The organism is Aestuariivirga sp. (assembly GCF_965227715.1).
Lineage (GTDB): Bacteria > Pseudomonadota > Alphaproteobacteria > Rhizobiales > Aestuariivirgaceae > Aestuariivirga.
Genome location: NZ_OZ245771.1, coordinates 3,943,717 through 3,963,307, shown reverse-complemented (window position 1 = coordinate 3,963,307; position 19,591 = coordinate 3,943,717). Strand labels below are relative to the sequence as shown.

The following is a 19,591-nucleotide window of genomic DNA, read 5'->3' as shown; positions in this document are numbered from 1 at the left end:
AGCGCCGCCTCTCACCCTCTCCCTCTCCTCACCCCAAACCACCACACCCCCGCACCCGTCACCGCATTCACCACGATCCCCACCAGGATCAGATGCCCGAAATCCGTGTCCCAAATTCCGCCGAGGAACTGCACCATGTCCCACAGGGCGTGGAAGATGATCACCGGCACCAGGCTGTTCACCCGCAGGGCGAAGCAGGCCATGGCCAGGCCGAAGATGAAGGTCAGGCCCATCTGCTGCAGCATGCCGTCCAGCGGCACGAAGGCCAGCATGTTCACCGAATGGAGAAGGGAGAACAGCGCGGCGGAGATCAGGATGGCCTTGCCCGTCCCCAATTCCGAAAGCGCGCCCTTGAGCGCCACGCCGCGGAACATCAGCTCCTCCGAGAAGCCGACGAGCATGGTGGTGAGGATGACGAGCAGCGCCAGGCCGGAAAGCGCCGCCGTGCCGCTGGCAAAGGCCACCACGAAGAGCGCGGCGATGACTAGGAAGTTCGGCACCAGCCACCTCATGCCGGACCAGTCGATGGGCCCGAAGCCGCACTGCCACCCCCCGAACAGCCGCCGCGCCACCACAAGTGCAAAGAGGCTGAGCGCCACTTCGAAGAACACCAGCACATTGACCATCGGCGGATCGCCATATTCGATCCCGAAGACATGCCCGGTGGTGAACATGCCCAGCGCCATGATGGCGATATAGATCAGCGCCGCCGCAACCGCGGGCCTCAGCGTCTTCCTGCCGTCCGCACTCTGCCTGCCGTCCATGTGCCACCCCTGCCGCTGCACGCAGAGCGAGTGTAGGGAAGGCGGGCGCAGGCGGCAAGGCGTCCGGCGCCGGGGGACCCCCACCCCTGCCCCTCCCCACAAGGGGGAACGGAATATAATCCGCCCCGCCTGTGCCCAGGGATTTTACTTGACTTTATTCCTACCCTATGCTAACCACCTCCCACTCCCCCCAGTCGGGGTCCTGCTCATGACGGTGAGCTCGGGCGGGGTGGAGGGCAGGCCTGCGGGTGCGGTTCAACGTAAGCCACACTCCCGGGGGCTGAAGGAGGGACCCGGAGGCATTAAGACCTCCGCGCCGAGAGGCACGCCGGGCCGTCCGAGGGACTGCCGGGTAAGCTTCCTCCCCAAGGCCTAAAAACCTGCCGGATCGCGGGCGCTGCCCAGCGCTCCTATCGCTGGTCCTTCACCGGATCAGCATTCCGCGCCGGGCAGCGCCCGCGCCTCCCTTTTCTGCCTCTGGGGGACCAGTGCCACCCCCGCAAAGGCGCCCCCATGCGCAGGGCACGGGGCCGGAACCGGGGCCACGCCCAACCGTTCCGGGTTTCATCAGCAAGGAGGATCAAGCCATGCCACAGGGTGACAAGACGGCCTACACCACCAAACAGAAGCGCAAGGCGGAGCATATCGAGGAGGGTTACGAGAAGAAGGGCGTCTCCGAAAAGGAGGCTGAAAAGCGGGCTTGGGCCACCGTCAACAAGCAGGATGGCGGGGGCAAGTCCTCGGGGTCTGGCCGCGGCAAGTGACGCTTCTTCCCCGCCGCCCAATTCTTGCCGAGATTTCAAGGTCTAGCGTGAGAACGTTTTGCTGGCTTCCGCAGGGGGCAGCGATTGTGTAATGAAGGCCCAGACGGGCAAGTTGAGGGGATGGCCGATGGGCTTCAGTTTGAAGGATGGGCGCGCGCTGGCGGCCGTGGCGCTGCTGGCGTTTGCTGCGGCGGGCTGCTCATCCATGGGCGGCAAGTCATCCTCGATGGAGCCTGCACCCCAAGGCATGAGCGCTGCGGAAATCCGGACGACGCTCGCCGGCAAGAGCTGGCGCTTCAAGGGCCCGAACAACACCGGCACCACGCTTTATGCCGAGGACGGCACCTCCCTCGTCGAGGTCGACGGCAAGGGCAAGACCAAGGGCAAGTGGATGACCAAGGACGGCCAGCTCTGCGAAAGCTTCGATCCCGCCCCCTCGTGGCTGCCGGGCGGCGTGCCGATGAGCTGCTATCCGTTCTCGCGCAACCCCACGCCCAACACCTATCAGGCTGGCAAGGCCGTCTTCTCCCTCGCCTCCTAGGCCCACACTGCAGGTCTGCACTGCGCCACATTTGTGACACATGGTCACCAAAGTGATGCCCACGGCTGGTTGGAAGACGCTGCATGCTGAGTTTTTCGGGGTGAAGAGACGATGACGTGCCTATCCCGCCGCCACTTTCTGCTGTCGGGCCTCGTGCTCGGCCTCTCCGGCCGCGCCGCCCTGGCCCAGAGCTACAGCGGCGAGGCTGATCCCTTCGGCGGCGGCAGCTTCGGCACCAATGAGCAGTATTACGACCCGGCCCTGCTGCCCCCGGCCGAATCGCCTATCGACTTTCCCATCGCCGAGATTCCGCCGCGCAAGATCAAGAAGCAGTTCCGCCGCCAGATGGTCGAATTCGACGGGCCGGAAGAGCCCGGAACACTGGTGGTCGATCCGGACAACCGCTTCCTCTACCAGGTCCTCGCCTATGGCAGCGCCATGCGCTACGGCGTGGGCGTGGGCCGCGCGGGCTTCGCCTGGGAGGGCAACGCCCAGATCGGCATGAAGCGCCGCTGGCCGCGCTGGGTGCCGCCGCGCGAAATGGTAGACCGGGATGAGCGCGCCAAGCCCTGGGTCAATGGCCAGCCGGGCGGGCCTGAAAACCCTTTGGGCGCCCGCGCCCTCTATCTCTATGCCGGCGGCCAGGACACGCTCTACCGCATCCATGGCACCAACCAGCCCGAATCGATCGGCAAGGCCATGTCGTCGGGTTGCATCCGCATGCTGAACCAGGATATCGCCGAGCTTTACGACAATGTGATCGTCGGCACGCCCGTCCGCGTGCGCCCCTCGCAAGGCGCGTGATGGCCATCAGCACCATCGGTTTCGATGCCGACGATACGCTGTGGCAGAACGAGACCTTCTTCCGCCTGACCGAGCAGCGCTTCGCCGAGCTTCTCTCCGAACACGGCGAGCACCAGGTGATCTCGGCCCGCCTGCTCGAAGCCGAGCGCCGCAACCTCGCCTTCTATGGCTATGGCGTCAAAGGCTTCACCCTCTCCATGATAGAGACGGCGGTGGAGGTGACCAATGGCCAGGTCTCCGCCAGCGTGATCGGTGAGATCCTCAGCTTCGGCCGCCAGATGCTGCAGAACCCGGTGGAGGCACTCCCCCATGCAGAGGAAACGCTGGCCGCTCTCTCCGGCCGCTACAACATCGTGCTCATCACCAAGGGCGACCTGTTCGACCAGGAGCGGAAGCTCGCGCAGTCGGGGCTGGGCGCCTATTTCAACGCCGTCGAGATCGTGAGCGACAAGTCCGCCGATACCTATGCGCGCATCTTCTCCCGCCATGGCGATGGGCCGGAGCGCGCGGTGATGGTTGGCAATTCGCTGAAGTCAGACGTGGTGCCCGCCATCCGCGCCGGAAGCTGGGGCGTGTATGTTCCGCACGAACTGACATGGGTTCTCGAACATGAGGACGCGCCCGAGGGCGATCCGCGCTTCCGCCGCATCGAGAGTCTTGCTGAACTCCCTGCCCTCATCGCCCAAATGACTTGAAGGCCTCTTCCGCCTGTGGCACATCCGCCCTACCTCTCGAGGAACGAAGCAACGTGACCGCCAAATCCCTCCGCACCCTGATGATTATCGCACTGGCCTTTGGCCTCGCCGCCTGTGCGCAGGGGCCGAAGGGTGTGCGCATTACTAACAACGGCACCTCCGCCACGACCGACAAGACGCCAACACCCATTACCGACTTCACGGCGGAACAGATCCGCGCCGCAATCTCGGGCAAGACCTTCCAGTATACGAGGCCAGACGGCAACGGCTTCATCACCTACAACGCGGATGGCACCTTCAGCTATCAGGATGACGCGAAGGGCGGCGGCGTCGGCAAGTGGGAAGCGAACGGCACGCAATATTGCGAGACCTTCGGCAAGAACCCGCCGGAGTGCGGTGTATTCAAGAACACTGGCGATGCCTATTTCGCTGCCAAGTCGCGCCTCGTCGAAATGAAGACATAAGCTCAGGCCAGCGCCCGCTCCCGTCTCTCCGCCTGAACCTCTTCGCCGAATTCGCGCGCCAGCTTGTGGCCCGCATAAACGGCATGTGCGATCAAGCCCGGCGCCCGCGCATCGCCAATGAGCGCAAGCGTCGAAAGCCCCTTCCCCTTCAGCGCGTGATGGAGCGCATCGTCACCTTCGCGCGAGGTCACGGGAATGAAGCTCTCCGCGGCGATCTCCCGCGTTTTGCCGGAGAACACGCAGCGCAGCACTGCAGCACCGGGCGTCAGTCCGGACACCAGCGTGTTGACGATCACCTTCACCCCCCGCTCCAACAGCCGCGCCTGAGTGCGCGGCTGCTCCGCGGTATAGATGGACCACTCCGCCGCCTTTCCCTCACTGGTGACATAAGTAACCTCAAGCCCGCGCAACGCCAGATGTTCGGCCAGGGCAGCGCCCACATAGTAGTGATCGTCATCGAAAACGACGGCAGGCCCATTGACCGCCGAACCCGCCATCACCTCTTCCGGTGAGTGCGTACGGGGATCGTCGAAAGACGGAATGGCGGCGCTGAAGCTGCGGCCCCGCCCGGTCTTGCGCCAGCGGCTCCCCGTCGCCAGCACCACATGGGGAATGCCCAGTTCCAACACATCCTCCGCACCCAGGGGGCTGCTGCGAAAGATCTCGATGTTTGAAAGCTTGGATATCTGGTGCAGCCGCCAGTCGCGTACCCGTGCCCATTCGGCAAGGCCAGGCAGTTTCGTCTCCCACTGCAGCCGCCCGCCGGGAGAGTGGCTTGCCTCCGCGATCTTCACTTCATGGCCGCGCCGCGCAAGTGTCAGGCCTGCCTCCAGCCCCGCAGGCCCCGCGCCAACGACCAGCACCTGCTCGCGCCGTGCCGCTGTTGATATCTTCTCCGGGTGCCAGCCGCGCCGCCATTCTTCGCCCATCGTCGGGTTCTGCGTGCAGCGGATGGCGGCACCCCGGCTGTTATGCGCATAACAGATATTGCAGCCAATGCATTCGCGGATGTCATCCTCGTCACCGGCGCGGATCTTGGCCGGGAGAAAGGGATCGGCGATCGATGGCCGGGCAGCGCCGATCATGTCCACCACGCCGCGTTTCACTTGGCCGAGCATCGTCTCCGGGCTGGTGAAGCGGCCGACGCTCACCACGGGCTTTCCCGTGATCTGCCGCACATGCACAATGCGCGGTTCGAGAGAGCCTTCCCTGACGAAACGTGAGCCGCCCATCTCCTGAGAATAATCCGCAATGGTCACATCGAAAAGGTCGACCATGGGTGCAAGGGCCTCCAGAAGAGCGGAGCGCTCCGCGAAACCGCCGCCATCCTCATTATCGACTTCGATGCGCAGCGCCACGCCGCAGCGGTCCCCGATCGCGTCCCGAGTGTCGGCCAGGACTTCGCGCAGCAGGCGGGAACGTGCCATCAGGTCCCCGCCATATTCATCGCTGCGCTGATTGATCCCATGGTCCAGGAATTGCCCCAGCAGATAGCTGTGCGCGGCATAGACATAGACGATGTCCATGCCTGCCTCCCGCGCCCTGAGGGCTGCCGCCCTGTGCCACCTGCGGTACTGGCGGATATCGTCGGCGTCCATGCGCGCACATTGCCAGGGAGATTCCATCGCAGGCAGGCTCGACGGCCCGAGCGCCACCTCGCGCGACAGGTGGTTGGAGGAGCGCATGCCACCATGCCAGAGTTCGGTGCCTGCCAGCGCACCATGGACGTGGACGGCCTCCGCCATCACAGCCATGTTCCTGACGTCGCCCTCGTCCCAAAGACTTGAGAACGGGTGCGGCACATCGTCAGAAGACGGATGAATGGAGCAGTATTCGGTATTGACCACGCCCCAGCCCCCTTCTGCTTTGATACCGCGCATGGCGGCAACAGTGGCGGGAAGCTGGTAGCCCATGCCCGTGCAATGCGGCACCTGATAGAAGCGGTTGGGCGCCGTCACGGGCCCAATTCTCACAGGCTCGAAGAGAATGTCGAAACGCGGGTCACGTACCATGAAAATAGCCTCCCCCTTGGCAGGGGAAGGCTATCAGCACAGCATCATGAAGTGCAATCAGCCGATGGCGATGACCTGCCCTGTCAATCCGCCATCGACACTCTTGGCGAAGCCCAGGCCCACGCGCGCCGAGGAGACGGGCTCGTGTCCGGGGAAGAAGCCATCATATTTCTGGGCCGATTCTTCGAGAAGCCCCGGGCTCACCGCATTGATCCGGATGCCGCGCGGCATCTCGATCGCCGCTGCCTTGACGAAGGCGTTGATCGCACCATTGACGGCAGACGCGTTGGCGCCTGCGCGGATCGGATCCCGGTCCAGAATGCCGCTGGTGAGGGTGAAGGAGCCACCGTCATTCACATGCGCGATTCCAAGCAGTACGAGGTTGATCTGGCCCATCAGCTTATCATCCAGTCCCTTTCGGAACTGGTCCGGCGTCATCGCGCTCAAAGGGCCGAAATGTACATGGCCGGCGCAGGCGATGACGGCATCGACCTTCCCAAGCTTGGCATACATGGCCTTGACGGAGTCCGCGCTGGTGAGGTCCACCGTAACGTCGCCCGACGAGCGGCCAGCCTTCACGATTTCATGGCGGCGGGAGAGATCCTTCACCACCGCCTGCCCGATGGTGCCCGAAGCACCGGCGATCAAAATGCGCATATTGCTTATTCCTCGTCGTTCTGCCGCTTCAACGGCTTCAGCTTGGCGAAAACCGAGTTGGCGTCATAGCGCGGCTCCGCTTCCTTCTGCGCAGGGTCTGACGGCGCAAAGGTGGGCTGGTCTTCATCGTAATGAGACGCGGCATGGGCTGCGGTGCCCTCAACCTCGGAGGCCGGAATGAGCGTGCGGACGGGGGCCGCATCATTCGCGGGCTTGCCGGCCTTTCGCGCCGCCTTCTGCACGGCGAAATCAAGATCCAGCTGCGAGCAGATGCCGAGCGAGACGGGATCCACCGGCTTGATGTTGGCCGCGTTCCAGTGCGAACGGTCCCGCACAGAGGTGATCGTGGACTTGGTGGTGCCGACGAGTTTCATGATGGCCGAATCCGGAAGTTCCGGGTGATAGCGCAGCAGCCAGGCGATGGCATCGGGCCTGTCGCCACGCCGCGAAACGGGCGTATAGCGCGGGCCGGATGTCGCCTTCTGCACCTGGATATTGACCTTGGATTCGAGGATCTTCAGACGGTAGTCGGAATCCTTCTCGGCCTTCTCGATTTCCTCGCGTGTGATCTGGCCACCGGTGATGGGATCAAGACCCTTAATTCCGGCTGCCACGTCTCCGTCGGCGATGCCCTTCACTTCGAGCTCGTGCAAATGGCAAAAATCGGCAATCTGGCGGAAGGTCAATCCGGTATTCTCGACCAGCCACACGGCAGTGGCCTTGGGCATCAGCGGCACGCGGGACATGATTTTTCTCTCTCTTTGAGAACCGGTCTTTCAGGTTCCCTATCTTAACGACAGCTTGTTGGGGATGGGTCAGATATAAAGGGGGGAGGCCTCCCACGCAACTCCCCATTTTCCGGCCGTCCCGCAGAGGCGACAGGCCGCATGGCCCGCCCCTTGCTAGGGAAATCCTGCCGGGGCAAACCGCCTGCATGACGCGCGGCATTCTTTCCGGACTGATTCTCCTGGGCCTGACCCTTGTTCCGGCGGCGGCCGCCACTCCGCTGGTTGAACCGCGCCTGACCCTTGCACACACCTCCGCCCACCAGCAGCCACACCTGGCGCTGACGCTCGATGCCTGCAGCGGCAAGGCGGACCAGCGGATATTCCAGGCCCTCGTCGCCAACAACATTCCCGCCACCGTCTTCGTCACCGCGCGCTGGCTGAAGCGCAATGCGGAAACCACGGCCCTCATGCTCGCCCACCCGGACCTGTTTCAAATCGAGAACCACGGCGGCAGGCACATCCCCGCAGTGGACGTTCCCATGAAGGTCTACGGAATTGCCGCCGCCGGCTCGCCCGCGGCGGTCGAGGCTGAAGTGCTCTCCGGCAAGGCCGCCGTCATCGCAGCAACCGGCCGCACACCCTTCTGGTACCGGGGAGCGACCGGCCGTTACAACACGGCGGCGATCGCCGAGATCGCGGGGCTGGGCGAGGCAATTGCGGGCTACAGTATCAAGGCCGATGACGGTGCCACGCTTGCCGCCGCCTCCGTTCAGAAGCGCCTCACCAAAGTGCAGGACGGAGACGTCATCATCGCCCACGCCAACCACCCGGAAAAGCCGTCAGGCGCTGGCGTGGTCAAGGCAATCCTCGCCCTCAAGGCCAAGGGCTATCTCTTCGTGAAACTGGGAAACCCGCCCAGGCAGCCCATCCCCTCCCACGCCAGCTAGTCCACCACCAGCACGATCTTTCCGATGTGCTCACCCGAATCCATCAGCGCATGCGCCGCAGCGGCTTCGGCAAGCGGAAAGGTGCGGTAGATGATGGGTTTCAGCTGGTCCGCCCCGAACAGGGGCCAGACGCGGCGTTCGAGTGCCCGGGCGATCTCGGTCTTTTCGGCAACACTGCGCGGCCGCAAGGTGGAACCCGTGAAGGTCAGGCGCTTCAGCATGATGGGGAGCCAGTCCGCCTCGAAGCGGGAGCCCTTCTGGAAGGCAATCATCACGATGCGGCCATGCATGTTGATGAGTTTGAGGTTCTTCGCCACATAATCCCCGCCCACCATGTCCAGAATCACGTCCGGCTTGATGCCCTGCTCCGGCAGCGCCACGGCGAAATCCTGTTCGCGGTAATTGACCGCCACATCCGCACCAAGCGCGAGGCACGCGGCACACTTTTCCTTTGACCCTGCGGTGACGGCGACAAGCGAACCCAACGCCTTGCCCAGCATGATGGCCGTGGTGCCGATGCCGCTCGATCCACCATGGACCAGGAGGGTCTCGCCCTCCTTCAGGCCGCCGCGGTCGAACACATTGGTCCACACCGTGAAGAAAGTTTCAGGAATGGCCGCTGCTTCGATGAAGGAGAGGCCGGGGGGAACCGGCAGCGCATTATCTTCATGCACCGTCGCGAACTGGGCATAGCCGCCACCGGGCACCAGCGCGCAGACCCGGTCTCCGGCCTCCCAGCGTCTTACACCTTCGCCCAGTGCCACCACTTCCCCAGCGATCTCAAGGCCCGGCGTCTCAGGTGCTCCGGGCGGCGGCGGATAGCCGCCCTGGCGCTGCAGCACGTCCGGCCGGTTGACGCCCGCCGCCTTCACCTTCACCAGCACTTCACCGCGGCGGGGCACCGGCACGGGGATTGTTACGGGTTTCAGCACCTCCGGCCCGCCGGGGGCGGTGATGGCGATGGCAGTCATGTCCTTCATGGAGTGTCCTCTCACAGGCGGAAAGGCACAGTTTGGGTTGAAGCATTGTGCCCCGCAATGACAAAGTGGCGGCGAGCTAGCACAAGGAGTGGACCCCATGAGTTTCGAAGACCTGCCCAGAAAGCCAGCGGGCGTGAGCCTGGGCGAGCCCCTCGATCTTCTCTCGGTGGCCGATTTGGAACACCGCGTTCAGATGCTCGAGGATGAAATCGCGAGGGTGAAGTCAGCAATTGCCGCAAAACGCGCATCAAAGGATGCGGCGGATTCCTTTTTCCGCAGCTGACCCAATTCATTTTGAGACAGTCCGCCCCGGGAACGGGGCGTTGTTAAGGTTTGGGTAAGGAATTAACGATATATCTCGTAATTGTAATCCTTGACCGGATTGCTCCGAGTGACTTCCGTCACTCTGTTTGACGCCTCCCTGTTTGAAACTTTGAAGCCGCGCCCCGTGCGCGGCTTTTTTTGGCCCAAAGCTGGCATCTCTCTTGCTTTGCGGGAGAATGAACCGGCGAAGCGCGCGCGGAGATTGACCGGAGACCCAACCCCGTTCATTATCTGATCAACGCTCCGACCGGCCGCCTCATGTGAGCCAAGGAAATCTCTGCCATGCCGTCCGCCGATACTTCGCCCATCACCGTAGACTTCCTGTCGCGTTTCACGGCATCGGAACAGTTTGACAAGGTCTTCCAGGAAGGAATGGGGCTGGTCGAAGAAACAGCCAACTATCTCGATGGCCCTGGCCGGCAGGATGCCCGCCTGCTGGACCGGCACGGCGCGGTCGCATACGCAACCGAAAGCATGCGGCTGACCACCAGGCTGATGCAACTTGCCTCCTGGCTGCTGCTGCAGCGCGCGATCGGTGCCGGCGAGATGACGAAGGATGACGTTTCAAAGGAGCGCCGCCGCATCACGCTTGCCGACATTGGCCGCGGCGCGCCTCTCAACGGATCTGACCAATTGCCCAGGGCACTGCTCGATATCGTGGACCGTTCCTTGTCGCTCCACCAGCGCATCCTCAAGTTCGATGCCATGCTCTCGGTGAGATCGAAGGCCGATCTAGGCGGGGTACCCAGCCCCATCAGCAGCCAGATTGACCGGATTGCCGCCGTCTTCACGGCAAGGCCTTGACCGGCGTCCATCGAATTGCCGCATCCGGGCGCTAACCGCAGCCGTTTTCCCAACCCCGGAACCCTGGTTTTGCGTGCTCGCCTTGCTGTCGCTGCCCTGCTTTTGCTCCTGCCGCTGCGTGCCGGCGCCGGCACGCCGCCGCCTTTGCCTCAGAGCGAGGTGGACCGGAAGGCCTTCGCGGAAACGGTCTGCGGCGAGATTGACTCGCGGGCCACGGAATTCGCCCTGCCCCAATCCTTCATCGCCCGTCTGATCTGGAAGGAAAGCCTGTTTGACCCCGGTGCGGTGAGCCCCAAGGGCGCCCAAGGCATCGCCCAGTTTATGCCGGGGACCGCCAAGCTCCGTGGCCTTGCGGATCCTTTTGACGCAAAGCAGGCGCTCGGCGCCTCCGCCGCTTATCTGGCCGAACTCCGCACCACCTTCGGCAACATCGGCCTTGCTGCCGCCGCCTATAATGCCGGAGAAGACCGGGTCCGCCGCTGGCTCGCCGGCACCAGCAGCCTTCCGTATGAGACGCAGGACTACGTCCTCTCCATCACCGGCCGCAGCCATGAGGAATGGAAGACCCAGACGGCCAGTTTTGAGATTCCATCGATCGGCAAGGAAGGAAGCTTCACAGACCAGTGCAGGAGCCTCGTGATGCGCGAGCTTTCCCCACAGGCGGTCGAGGTCAAGCAGGCCAACTGGAAACCCTGGGGCGTGGTGCTGACAGGCGGCTTCTCCCAGGCCCGGGCCTTGCAGGCCTTCAGGGTGATCCGCAACCGCTTTGACATCTTGAAAGACGAGGACCCGCTCGTCCTCCGCAAACTCAACCGTTCCATGGGGCGCCGCCGCATGGTGAAGGTCATGATCGGCCGCGACACCCGTGCCGAGGCCCAGCAGCTCTGCCGTGCCTTGACGAAGCGCGGAGGGATTTGTCTGGTGGCGAAGAATTAGACGCAAGAGCTCCGTGAAAGAAACCATTCTCTATACCGTCCCCGGGCCGAAGGACGCCGGAACCATTGCGCAGCTGCATGTGGCAAGCTGGCGGGAGGCATATGCTCGCATGATCCCGCCTGAAATCCTTGCAGGCATTGACTTGGCAGACCGTACGGCGCGCTGGCAGAGCTACCTTGCAGTGCCAGGCAACCCGACCTGGCTGGCATCCGTTGATGGCGTGGCGGCGGGCTTCATCCGGGCGGGGCGGCTTTCAGAGCCTCTGGTGGAAGGGGCTGACGGGCACATCTACGCCCTCTATGTGCTGCACCGGTTTTACCGGATGGGCATCGGCAGGGCTCTGCTGGCGCGAGTGGCAACGCAGTGGCGCGAGGCGGATGGACATGCCCTCTCCTTGGGCGTGCTGACCGCGAACCATCCGGCCCGGGCTTTCTATGAGGCCCTGGGTGCCCGGCTGGTGACGGACGACAGCTATGAGTGGGACGGCCACCTCCTGCCGGAATCGATCTACGTGTTTGAAAATCTTGCTGAACTGGCCTGTTTCGCGTGACCGATCGCCGCGTTCCGCGCCGCCTGCTTGCGGGGCTTCTCCGGACTGGCTAGAAGCGGAAAACGGAATTTTTTGTCAGCGAGGGGAATCATGGCCGAACACGGGTCCACTGGAACGCAGCCGCACGGCTTCGAGGAGCATGAGAAGACCTATTCGGCCTTCCTCAAGGGTTCGGTTGCGCTCACCATCCTGTGCCTTGATGTGCTGGTGGCGCTGGTGGCCTTCGCCTTCATCGGCAGTGGCAACCTGCTCATTGGCTTCGGCGGGCTCATCATCGGCATGCTCACGCTGGTGCTCGACGTGCGGGCCGGGCAGAGCTGGTACCTTTCAGTGGGGTGGCTGGTGATCTTCGGGCTGTTCACCGCCGTAATGTTGAGCTGACGAACAGGGCGGGCACATGAAAATCGCGATCCCCACGGAAACGCAGGCTGGGGAGAGTCGCGTTGCGGCCAGCCCAGATACTGTCAAAGCCTACATCAAGAAGGGCGCTGAGGTCTCGGTGCAGGCCGGCGCCGGCAAGGGCTCCTCAATCCCTGATTCAGCCTTCGCAGCGGCGGGTGCCACGATCACCCAGGGCGAATTTGGCGACGCGGATGTGGTGCTGACCATCCGCCGTCCCTCACCGGATCTTCTCAAGAGTTTGAAGCGCGGGGCCATCCTGATGGGTGGCCTCGAGCCTTATGGAGACAAGGCCGGGCTCGAAGCGATTGCTCAGTCTGGCGTTACCGCCTTCGCCATGGAACTGATGCCGCGCATCACCCGGGCGCAGTCGATGGACATCCTGTCCTCCCAGGCCAATCTCGCCGGATACAAGGCGGTGATCGATGCCGCCTATCACTTCAACCGCGCTTTCCCGATGATGATGACGGCGGCTGGCACCGTTGCCGCCGCCAAGGTCTTCATCATGGGCGTTGGCGTGGCGGGCCTCCAGGCCATCGCCACGGCGCGCCGCCTGGGCGCCATCGTCTCCGCCACCGACGTGCGCAAGGCCACGGAAGAGCAGGTCAAAAGCCTCGGTGCCAAGTTTGTGTTCGCCGACATCGCCGATGCCGCGACCTCCGGCGGATATGCCAAGGAGCTGACTGCCGAGGACAAGGCCAAGCAGGCAGCACTCGTTGCCGAACATGTGAAGAACCAGGACATCGTCATCACCACGGCCTTGATCCCCGGCCGCCCGGCCCCGGTGCTGATCAGTCAGGAAATGGTGGAGAGCATGAAGCCCGGCTCCATCATCGTTGACCTAGCGGTAGAGCGCGGCGGAAATTGCCCATTGTCGAAGCCCGATGAGATCGTCGAGCACAAGGGTGTGAAGATCGTCGGCACGCTGAACCTCGCGGGCAAGCTCGCCGGCAATGCCTCGCCGCTGTTTGCCAAGAACCTCGCCAACTTCCTCGACCTCATGATCCAGAAAGATGGAACATTGAAGATCGACGACGCCGATGACTGCATCAAGGGCACGATGATCGCCAGGGACGGCGCGCTGGTGCACCCCATGTTCAAGGGAGCCTGAGTGATGGAAGCGATCGATCCGTTCGTCTCGCTGTTCGGCATTTTCGTGCTGGCGGTGTTCGTGGGCTATTATGTGGTGTGGAACGTGACGCCGGCGCTGCACACGCCGCTGATGAGCGTGACCAACGCCATCTCATCCGTCATCGTGGTGGGCGCAGTGCTGGCGGTGGGCGTGGGGGCGCTGGAATCAGGCTCGATCACAGCGATGATCTTCGGCTTCCTGGCGCTGATCCTGGCATCGGTCAATATCTTCGGGGGCTTCATGGTCACCAGCCGCATGCTCGCCATGTATAAGAAGAAGGACAAGTAGGCGACATGTCGGTCAATCTCGCAGCCCTTCTTTATCTCGTCTCCGGCGCGCTGTTCATCATGGCGCTGCGTGGCCTGTCATCGCCCGCCACATCGCGGCAGGGCAACATCTACGGCATGGTTGGCATGACCATTGCCATCCTTACCACCCTCGCCACCATGCACCTTTCACCCATGGTGATCGGCCTCACCGTGCTGGGGTTGGCGATTGGCGGCGGCATTGGCGGCTATGCGGCCAAGAACATTGCCATGACGGCCATGCCGCAGTTGGTGGCGGCCTTCCATTCGCTCGTGGGCCTTGCCGCCGTCTTCGTGGCGGCCGCGGCCTTCTATGCGCCGGATGCCTTCCATATTCTGCTCGACGGGCAGATCCAGCCCATCTCTCGCATTGAGATGTCGCTGGGTGCCGCGATCGGTGCCATCACCTTCACTGGCTCGATCATCGCCTTCCTGAAGCTCGATGGCCGCATGTCCGGCTCGCCAATCATGCTGCCGGGTCGGCACATCATCAACATTGCACTGGGACTGGGCCTCGTCCTGTGCATCGCTCTGTTTTATGCCAGCCCGGTTTGGCTGTGGTTCTGGGCCATCATCGCCATCAGTCTGGCGCTGGGCTTCCTGCTGATCATTCCCATCGGCGGGGCGGACATGCCGGTCGTCGTCTCCATGCTCAACTCCTACTCGGGCTGGGCGGCGGCGGGGATCGGCTTCACGCTGCACAATACAGCCCTGATCATCACCGGCGCGCTGGTGGGCTCATCGGGCGCCATCCTGTCCTACATCATGTGCAAGGGCATGAACCGCAGCTTCATCTCGGTGATCCTCGGCGGCTTCGGCGGCGAAAGTGCCGGGCCTGCCGCCAAGGGTGGCGAGGCCAAGCCCGTCAAGCAGGGCTCGGCGGAAGATGCGGCCTTCATCATGAAAAATGCGGCGTCCGTCATCATCGTGCCCGGCTATGGCATGGCGGTGGCACAGGCCCAGCATGCGCTGCGCGAAATGGGCGACCTTCTGAAGAAGGAAGGCGTTTCGGTCAAATATGCCATTCACCCGGTAGCGGGCCGCATGCCCGGCCACATGAACGTGCTGCTGGCGGAGGCCAACGTGCCCTATGACGAGGTGTTCGAACTCGAGGACATCAACTCGGACTTCGGCCAGGCCGACGTCGCCTTCGTCATCGGCGCCAATGACGTGACCAACCCTTCTGCCAAAGACGATCCGACGTCGCCCATCTTCGGCATGCCGGTGCTCGAGGTGTGGAAGGCCAAGACGGTGATGTTCATCAAGCGCGGCATGGCGTCCGGCTATGCCGGCGTCGACAACCCGCTGTTCTGGCGTGACAACACCATGATGCTGTTCGGCGATGCCAAGAAGATGACGGAAGAGATCAACAAGGCACTGGCCTAGAATTCCCTTATCGGGAATTTAATCCTTGACAGCGCGCGCTCCTTCGGGTAGGAAGGGGCATACTCCGGACGTGTATCCGGGTGGCCGGTGTGACGGCAGGTCGGGAAGGGCGGCGAGGGCGCAAGCGCTTTCGCACAAGCCACTCCCCTTGTGCCTCGCAATCGTCTAGATTTGCCCCGAAAACCAAACGCGCAATGCGGCGGAAGAGACATGGCTGTAGCTGAGGCAACCCAACCCCTTGAACCACCACGGGTTTATCTCGTGCACATGGTGGTCTTCACGCTTCTGGTGGCGATCCTCGTTGTGGTGATCCTGCCGGGGCTGACGCGGGCCTTCATGGCCAACCCGATGCTGAACAGCGTGATCGTGGCCACCTTGCTGTTTGGCCTCTTCCATTCTTTCCGCATGGTGCTGCGCCTGTTCCGTGAGGTGAACTGGGTCAACCGCTTCCGCGACGGCGGGCAGGAAGATGCCTCGCGCCCGCCGCAGCTTCTGGCCCCCATGGCGATGCTGCTCAAGAACCGGCAGGACACGGTTCTCTCGCCTTTCTCCATGCGCTCGCTGCTGGACTCGCTTGCCTCGCGCCTTGATGAATCGCGCGATCTCTCGCGCTATCTCGTGGGCCTTCTGATCTTCCTGGGCCTTCTCGGCACCTTCTGGGGCCTGCTTGAAACCGTGCAGTCCATTGGCGGCGCCATTGAAGGGCTTGACGTCACCTCCTCCCAGTCAGCAACGCTGTTCGACCAGTTGAAGAACGGCCTTCAGGCGCCGCTCCGCGGTATGGGCCTGTCCTTCTCGTCCTCGCTGCTCGGCCTTTCGGGCTCGCTGATCTTGGGCTTTCTCGACCTCAAGGCGGCACAGGCGCAGAACCGTTTCTACATCGATCTTGAAGACTGGCTCTCGTCCATCACCGATATTGCCGCCGGTTCGGGAAGCGATGCGCAGCCGTCTCAGAATGCGGCCAGCATTGCCCCGCAGCTTCTCCGTGCCGAGCTTCAGGCCCTTCAGCGCGCCGTCGAGAAGCTGACGCACAGCATCGACAACCCGAGGCCCCAGCCGATCGTGGCCTCCGCGCCGGTCCAGAAGCAGGATACGGATTCGATTGAGCAGCTCGCCGATGCAGTGGCAGGTCTCGTTGCCCAGATGCGGGAAGAGCAGAAAATCGTGCGGCAGTGGGCGCAGGGCCAGCAGACGCAGCAGAATGAAATCCAGCGTCTTCTGATCCGCGCCACGGGGCCCTTGTCCCGCGGCATGGCCCGGGCCCGGGCAGAGGATGAGCGGCCGTAATGGCCGGTCTTTCCAGGCGGCGCGGACGCGGCAGCGAAGACGCTTATTGGCCAGGCTTTGTGGACGCCATGGCCCAGCTGCTGCTGGTCATCACCTTTCTGCTGTCCGTCTTCATGACGGCGCAGTTCCTTCTGGCCCGCCAGATTTCAGGACAGGATTCTGCCCTGGGCCAGCTTCGTGCCCAGATCGCAGAGCTGACGCAGCTACTGGCACTCGAGAAGGCGGCGAAGGCCGATATGGAATCTTCCTTCACCGCACTTCAGGATGATTTCGCGGCCGAGAAGAGCAAGACAGCGGAACTCTCCTCTCTGCTTGAGAGCGCGGGCGAGAAGGGCAACGATGCCAGCCTCACCATCACGGGCCTTCAGACCTCACTCGACAAGGAGAAGAACATCTCCTCCGAGGCGCTGGCGAAGGTTGAGCTTCTGAACCAGCAAATTGCGGCGATGCGCCGGCAGCTCCAGACGCTGAACGGCCTCCTAACCGACTCCGAGACCAAGAACCGCCAATCCGAAGCGCAGATCGCCGATCTCGGCAAGCGTCTCAACTCCGCCCTGGCGCAGCGCGTGCAGGAGCTGACGCGCTACCGCTCCGAATTCTTTGGCAGGCTGCGGCAGATCCTCTCCCAACGTTCCGATATTCTGGTGGTTGGGGACCGTTTCGTCTTCCAGGCCGAAGTGCTGTTCCCCAAAGCGCAGGCGACGCTCAACCCCGAAGGCCAGGCTGAGATGCTGAAGCTTGCCGATGCGCTGAAACAGCTAGAGCGCGAGATTCCGCCGGATATTGCCTGGGTCCTGCGGGTTGACGGCCATACGGATGCGGACCCGATCCAGTCAGCACAGTTCAAATCCAATTGGGAGCTGTCGGCGGCGCGTGCCATCGCCGTCGTGAACTTTCTTATCGCCAACGGCGTGTCGCCGCAGCATCTGGTGGCTGCTGGCTTCGGTGAATTCCAGCCCATCGACCCGGGCTCCACGGAAGAGGCAAAGTCGCGGAACAGGCGCATCGAGCTGAAGCTGACGGAGCGGTGAGACGGCGTCGCCAGGACGACGAACGTATTTAGAGCTTCGAGCGTTCATGGAAATGTTTTTCAGTTATCCCGCTTTGCCGTCACTCGGGCGAAGGCCGGATCCCCGCTTTCTGTACAGCGTGCTGAGGCGGAAGCGGGACCCCAGCCTTCGCTGGGGTGACGGAAAGACAGGCGTGTGAATTGCGGCTTGATCGCGACTGACTGCGCGCTGCTCAAGATAGGCTGACGGCCTTACTCCGCCGCCACTGCGGTGAACTGCAGCTTCGCGAGCCTCGCGTAGAGGGGGCTGGTGTTGATCAGCTCTGAGTGGGTGCCTTCGGCGATCAGTTCGCCACCGTCCAGAACCAGGATGCGGTCCGCGTTTCTTACGGTGGCCAAGCGGTGGGCGATGACCAGCGTGGTGCGGTTGGCGGTGAGCTGTTCGAGCGCCTGCTGGATGAAGGCTTCGCTTTCAGCATCAAGCGCGCTCGTCGCCTCGTCCAGCAGAAGGATGGGCGCATCGCGCAGGATGGCGCGGGCGATGGCGATGCGCTGGCGCTGGCCGCCTGACAGGGTGACGCCGCGCTCGCCCACTTCCGTGTCATAGCCTTTGGGCAGGCGCTCGGCGAACTCGTCAACGCGCGCTGCACGGGCTGCGGCGAGGACATCTTCCGCACTCGCACTGGGCTTGCCGAAGCGGATGTTCTCCATGACGCTGCCGGAGAAAATGACCGTCTCCTGCGGCACCACGGCGATGCGGCCGCGCACCTCCTGCGGCACGGCCTTCTTGACGTCCACGCCATCAACCGAGACGAAGCCGGCTTGCGGATCGAAGAAGCGCAGGGCGAGGGAGAAGATGGTGGTCTTGCCAGCACCCGAGGGGCCGACGATGGCCACCGTCTCACCCGTCTTCACCGCGAAGGAGACGTTGATCAGGGCCGCACTGTCGGGGCGCGTGGGATAAGCAAAGGACACGTGGCTGAAGGCGAGCTCGCCCCTGGGGGGTGAAGGAAGCGCCTGGGGCGCTGCGGGAGCGGCGATCCCCGGCTTCTCGTCCAGAAGCTCGGCAATGCGTTCCGAAGCGCCTGCCGCGAGTTGCACATCGCCCCAGACTTCGGAGAGCTGGCCCAGCGAACTTGCCGCGAGAATGGCATAGATCAGAAACTGGCTCAGCGTTCCCGCCGTCATGCTGCCGGCGATCACAGCACTCGCGCCATACCAGAGAAGCACCACGACGGCACCCGCCGCAACACTGATGATGAGGGCCGTGAGCACGGCACGGGCCAGCGTGCGCTGGGCGGCGGCGGCGAAGGCGATGGCCGTTGCATCGCTGAAGTTCCGGCGCGCGGAATCTTCCTGCACATTGGCCTGCACGGTCGAGACGGCGAGGAGCCGCTCCTGGGCGAAGGCGGCGGAGGAGGCGAGCGTATCCTGCGCGAGCCGCGAGAGGCTGCGCACGCGCCTGCCATAGGTGACGAGCGGCAGAACGATCAGGGGCAATGCGAGAAGGGAAAGGCCCGCGAGCTTCGGGCTCGTGGCCACCATCATGCCCACCGTGCCGATCAGCATCACCACGTTCCGCAGTGCGATCGAGGCGGTGGAGGAGAAGGCGGATTTGATCTGGGTCGTGTCAGCCGTCAGGCGCGAGACCACTTCGCCGGAGCGCTGCACTTCGAAGAAGGCGGGGCTCAGGTTCAAAAGATGGCTGAAAATCGCATCCCGCACATCGGCCACCACACGCTCGCCGATCCACATGACGAAATAGAACCGGAAGGCGGAGCCCAGCGCCAGTACGGCGACGACGGCGAGCATGGCGAGGAAATATTTGTCGACGAGCAGCGCATTGTCCGCCGTGAAGCCATTGTCGATGATGCGCCGGACCGCAATCGGCACGGCCAGGGTTGCACCCGCCGCCGCAAGAAGAGCGATCAGCGCATATACCATCTGCAGCCGGTAGGGGCGCAGATAGGGGGTGAGCCTCAGGAGGGGGCGGAGGTTGCGGCCCTTGGGGCGGCGCCGCGCCTCGTCTTCGTAGGGATTGCTCATGTCCGGTCTTCTAGCCGATGGGTGGAAGAATGGAAGCGGGTGCGCGCGGCTGGGGCA

21 protein-coding genes and 1 pseudogene are annotated in these 19,591 nt (G+C 63.4%); 16 read left to right on the top strand and 6 right to left on the bottom strand.

Features of this window, described 5'->3' with window-relative positions:
• Nucleotides 1–11: 11 nt before the first annotated feature.
• A complete protein-coding gene (locus tag ACO06F_RS18785; protein WP_421694255.1) occupies nt 12–764 on the bottom strand; it encodes a CPBP family intramembrane glutamic endopeptidase in 753 nt (250 codons plus the stop codon).
• Between the two features lie 587 nt (nt 765–1,351).
• On the opposite strand from ACO06F_RS18785, the pseudogene ACO06F_RS18780 reads away from it, so the two are divergent.
• The 5 genes and pseudogenes from ACO06F_RS18780 to ACO06F_RS18760 all read left to right on the top strand — a co-directional run.
• Nucleotides 1,352–1,525 (top strand): annotated as a pseudogene (locus ACO06F_RS18780) (plasmid stabilization protein); the annotation flags it as partial.
• A 130-nt stretch (nt 1,526–1,655) separates the two neighbouring features.
• Complete coding sequence (locus ACO06F_RS18775; protein ID WP_421694254.1) at nt 1,656–2,069, top strand: hypothetical protein; 414 nt, start codon at nt 1,656–1,658, stop codon at nt 2,067–2,069.
• Between the two features lie 111 nt (nt 2,070–2,180).
• Nucleotides 2,181–2,873, top strand: coding sequence for a L,D-transpeptidase (locus ACO06F_RS18770; RefSeq protein WP_421694253.1), 693 nt, complete (start codon nt 2,181–2,183; stop codon nt 2,871–2,873).
• A complete protein-coding gene (locus ACO06F_RS18765; protein WP_421694252.1) occupies nt 2,873–3,568 on the top strand; it encodes an HAD family hydrolase in 696 nt (231 codons plus the stop codon). Before ACO06F_RS18770 ends, ACO06F_RS18765 begins: the two co-directional genes overlap by 1 nt.
• A gap of 53 nt (nt 3,569–3,621) precedes the next feature.
• On the top strand, nt 3,622–4,032 hold the full coding sequence (locus ACO06F_RS18760; RefSeq protein ID WP_421694251.1) for a hypothetical protein: 411 nt from the start codon (nt 3,622–3,624) through the stop codon (nt 4,030–4,032).
• A 2-nt stretch (nt 4,033–4,034) separates the two neighbouring features.
• Here ACO06F_RS18760 and ACO06F_RS18755 read toward each other — a convergent pair whose 3' ends face one another.
• From ACO06F_RS18755 to ACO06F_RS18745, 3 genes are read right to left on the bottom strand one after another with little or no spacing between them, the layout of a single operon-like run.
• Nucleotides 4,035–6,044: an FAD-dependent oxidoreductase gene (locus tag ACO06F_RS18755; RefSeq protein ID WP_421694250.1), complete on the bottom strand. Its 2,010-nt coding sequence runs from the start codon at nt 6,042–6,044 to the stop codon at nt 4,035–4,037.
• Between the two features lie 57 nt (nt 6,045–6,101).
• Entirely contained in the window at nt 6,102–6,701 is a 600-nt protein-coding gene (locus ACO06F_RS18750; RefSeq protein ID WP_421694249.1) for a short chain dehydrogenase, read from the bottom strand.
• Between the two features lie 5 nt (nt 6,702–6,706).
• Entirely contained in the window at nt 6,707–7,447 is a 741-nt protein-coding gene (locus ACO06F_RS18745) for a DUF1013 domain-containing protein (protein WP_421694248.1), read from the bottom strand.
• A 188-nt stretch (nt 7,448–7,635) separates the two neighbouring features.
• Between ACO06F_RS18745 and ACO06F_RS18740 the strand changes: the two genes are divergently transcribed.
• The gene (locus ACO06F_RS18740; protein ID WP_421694247.1) at nt 7,636–8,376 is read left to right on the top strand and encodes a polysaccharide deacetylase family protein; all 741 of its coding nucleotides are present in this window, start codon (nt 7,636–7,638) and stop codon (nt 8,374–8,376) included.
• Here ACO06F_RS18740 and ACO06F_RS18735 read toward each other — a convergent pair.
• Entirely contained in the window at nt 8,373–9,347 is a 975-nt protein-coding gene (locus tag ACO06F_RS18735) for an NAD(P)H-quinone oxidoreductase (protein WP_421696721.1), read from the bottom strand. The genes ACO06F_RS18740 and ACO06F_RS18735 overlap by 4 nt on opposite strands.
• 106 nt (nt 9,348–9,453) lie before the next feature.
• Between ACO06F_RS18735 and ACO06F_RS18730 the strand changes: the two genes are divergently transcribed.
• The 10 genes from ACO06F_RS18730 (at nt 9,454) to ACO06F_RS18685 (ending at nt 17,510) form a co-directional block, all read left to right on the top strand.
• Nucleotides 9,454–9,639 (top strand): DUF1192 domain-containing protein, encoded by a 186-nt coding sequence (locus tag ACO06F_RS18730; RefSeq protein WP_421694246.1) that lies wholly within the window; start codon nt 9,454–9,456, stop codon nt 9,637–9,639.
• Between the two features lie 323 nt (nt 9,640–9,962).
• Entirely contained in the window at nt 9,963–10,484 is a 522-nt protein-coding gene (locus ACO06F_RS18725) for a DUF1465 family protein (RefSeq protein WP_421694245.1), read from the top strand.
• A 69-nt stretch (nt 10,485–10,553) separates the two neighbouring features.
• The gene (locus ACO06F_RS18720) at nt 10,554–11,420 is read left to right on the top strand and encodes a lytic transglycosylase domain-containing protein (protein ID WP_421694244.1); all 867 of its coding nucleotides are present in this window, start codon (nt 10,554–10,556) and stop codon (nt 11,418–11,420) included.
• 13 nt (nt 11,421–11,433) lie between these two features.
• Nucleotides 11,434–11,970 (top strand): GNAT family N-acetyltransferase, encoded by a 537-nt coding sequence (locus ACO06F_RS18715; RefSeq protein WP_421694243.1) that lies wholly within the window; start codon nt 11,434–11,436, stop codon nt 11,968–11,970.
• 90 nt (nt 11,971–12,060) lie between these two features.
• Nucleotides 12,061–12,351: an aa3-type cytochrome c oxidase subunit IV gene (locus ACO06F_RS18710; protein WP_421694242.1), complete on the top strand. Its 291-nt coding sequence runs from the start codon at nt 12,061–12,063 to the stop codon at nt 12,349–12,351.
• Between the two features lie 16 nt (nt 12,352–12,367).
• Nucleotides 12,368–13,480 (top strand): Re/Si-specific NAD(P)(+) transhydrogenase subunit alpha, encoded by a 1,113-nt coding sequence (locus tag ACO06F_RS18705; protein WP_421694241.1) that lies wholly within the window; start codon nt 12,368–12,370, stop codon nt 13,478–13,480.
• A gap of 3 nt (nt 13,481–13,483) precedes the next feature.
• The gene (locus tag ACO06F_RS18700) at nt 13,484–13,789 is read left to right on the top strand and encodes a proton-translocating transhydrogenase family protein (protein ID WP_421694240.1); all 306 of its coding nucleotides are present in this window, start codon (nt 13,484–13,486) and stop codon (nt 13,787–13,789) included.
• A 5-nt stretch (nt 13,790–13,794) separates the two neighbouring features.
• Nucleotides 13,795–15,192, top strand: coding sequence for an NAD(P)(+) transhydrogenase (Re/Si-specific) subunit beta (locus tag ACO06F_RS18695; RefSeq protein ID WP_421694239.1), 1,398 nt, complete (start codon nt 13,795–13,797; stop codon nt 15,190–15,192).
• Between the two features lie 210 nt (nt 15,193–15,402).
• Entirely contained in the window at nt 15,403–16,479 is a 1,077-nt protein-coding gene (locus tag ACO06F_RS18690) for a flagellar motor protein MotA (RefSeq protein WP_421694238.1), read from the top strand.
• Nucleotides 16,479–17,510, top strand: a complete 1,032-nt coding sequence (locus ACO06F_RS18685; RefSeq protein ID WP_421694237.1) for a peptidoglycan -binding protein — start codon at nt 16,479–16,481, stop codon at nt 17,508–17,510. The genes ACO06F_RS18690 and ACO06F_RS18685 overlap by 1 nt, the downstream gene beginning before the upstream one ends.
• A gap of 230 nt (nt 17,511–17,740) precedes the next feature.
• Here ACO06F_RS18685 and ACO06F_RS18680 read toward each other — a convergent pair whose 3' ends face one another.
• Nucleotides 17,741–19,534, bottom strand: coding sequence for an ABC transporter transmembrane domain-containing protein (locus ACO06F_RS18680; RefSeq protein WP_421694236.1), 1,794 nt, complete (start codon nt 19,532–19,534; stop codon nt 17,741–17,743).
• Nucleotides 19,535–19,591: the final 57 nt, after the last annotated feature.